We start from the raw sequence: 1994 nt of genomic DNA, 5'->3' as shown, positions 1-1994 counted from the left end.
GGCACGACGTTGGGCGACCCGATCGAGGCGCAGGCGTTGCTGGCGACCTACGGCCAGCACCGGTCCGAACCGCTCTGGCTGGGGTCGGTCAAGTCGAACATCGGTCACACGCAGGCCGCCGCCGGCATCGCGGGCGTGCTCAAGATGATCGAGGCCCTGCGGCACGGCCGACTGCCCAGGACGCTGCACGTGGACGCGCCGACGCCGCACGTCGAGTGGCAGGACGGCGAGATCCGGCTCCTCACCGAGACCCGCCCGTGGCCCGGTGACGACCACCCGCGCCGGGCCGGCGTCTCGGCGTTCGGGATCAGCGGCACGAACGCCCACGTGATCCTCGAACAGGCCCCCGAGGCCGAACCGGTCGACGTGCCCGCCTGGTCGCCGTGGTTGCTGTCGGCGAAGTCGCCGGACGCCCTGCGGACCCAGGCCCGCCGCCTGCGCGACCTCGTGGACGACCCGGCGGTCGGCGCGGCCCTGCTGGCGAGGTCCCGGTTCCCCTACCGGGCCGCCCTCACCGACCGGTCCAGGCTCGCCGCCGACCTCGACGCCCTGGCCGACGCCATCGTCGTGAAGGCGGACACCGGCAAGACCGCGTTCGTGTTCTCGGGCCAGGGTTCGCAGTGGCGCGGCATGGGGGAGCGGCTGGCAGCGGCCTTCCCGGTGTTCGCCCGGGTGTTGGACGAGGTGTGTTCGCGTCTCGGGTTGGCGCTGGGGGAGGTCGATCTCGATCAGACGCGGTATGCGCAGCCGGCGTTGTTCGCGATCGAGGTGGCGTTGTACCGGTTGGTGGAGTCGTTGGGCGTGACGCCGGATTACCTGGTCGGGCACTCGGTCGGAGAACTCGCCGCCGCGCACGTCGCCGGTGTGCTGAGCCTGGAGGACGCCTGCGCGGTGGTGTCCGCGCGGGGTCGGTTGATGCAGGAGCTGCCGGCGGGCGGGGCGATGGTGTCGATCCGCGCCACGGAAGCCGAGGTCGTCGCCACCCTCACCGGTGCGGTCGGGATCGCGGCGGTCAACGGCCCGGACGCGGTGGTGATCTCCGGCGACGAGGACGCGGTGCTGCGGATCTCCGACCTCTGGCGGGAACGAGGCCGCGAGACGCGCAGGCTGGCCGTGAGCCACGCGTTCCACTCGGCCCACGTGGACGCGATGCTCACGGAGTTCGCGCGGGTACTGGAAGGCCTGACCTTCCACTCGCCGTCGACGCCGATCGTGTCGACGGTGACGGGGAAGCCCACCGACTTGCACAACCCCGCCTACTGGGTGCGGCAGGCGCGGGAAGCCGTCCGGTTCGCGGACGGCGTGGAGTGGTTGCGTGCCAACGGGGTGACGACGTTCCTGGAGATCGGTCCGCACCCGACGCTGGTCCCGACCGGGGTGATGCGGCGCGACCACGACGAGCCCGAACGTCTCCTCGCCGCGCTCGGACGGTTGTGGGAGCAGGGCGCGGAGTGGACCGTGCCGACCGGTCACGCCGACCTGCCGACCTACGCGTTCCAGCGCGAACGGTTCTGGCTGCTGCCCACCGCCTCGGCGGACGTCACGGGTGCCGGGCTCCACCCGGTCGACCACCCCCTGCTGGGTGCGGTGGTGGAGCTGCCGGACGACGGGGGCGTGGTGCTGACCGGGCAGATGTCCCCGGCGACCCAACCGTGGCTCGCCCAGCACGTCGTCCTCGGCTCCGCGCTCCTGCCGGGTGCCGCGTTCGTCGAGCTGGTCCTGCGGGCGGGTGCGCAGGTGGACTGCCCGGCGATCGAGGAGCTGGTGCTGGAAGCGCCGTTGGTGCTCGCCGGAGCGGTCGACGTGCGGATCGCGGTCGGTGCGTCCGACCGGACCGGACGGCGGGACGTCAGCGTGCACTCAAGGACGGACGGCGACTGGCTGCGGCACGCCACGGGTGTGCTGGGCTCGGGCGCGACCCCGCCGGTGCCGTGGAGCGAGCCGAACACCGACGCGGTCGACCTCGACGGCTTCTACGACTCCCTGGCCGACAG

General features: G+C 72.8%; 1 protein-coding gene. It reads left to right on the top strand.

Features of this window, described 5'->3' with window-relative positions:
• Positions 1-1994 (top strand): type I polyketide synthase (locus AB0G02_RS37200; protein ID WP_360804301.1); only part of this gene is annotated, 1994 nt, incomplete at both ends.

The sequence above is a fragment of the Actinosynnema sp. NPDC023658 genome (genome assembly GCF_040639995.1).
Lineage (GTDB): Bacteria > Actinomycetota > Actinomycetes > Mycobacteriales > Pseudonocardiaceae > Actinosynnema.
Note: the sequence above shows the minus strand (reverse complement) of the source record. Positions and strands in the feature narration are given on the sequence as shown.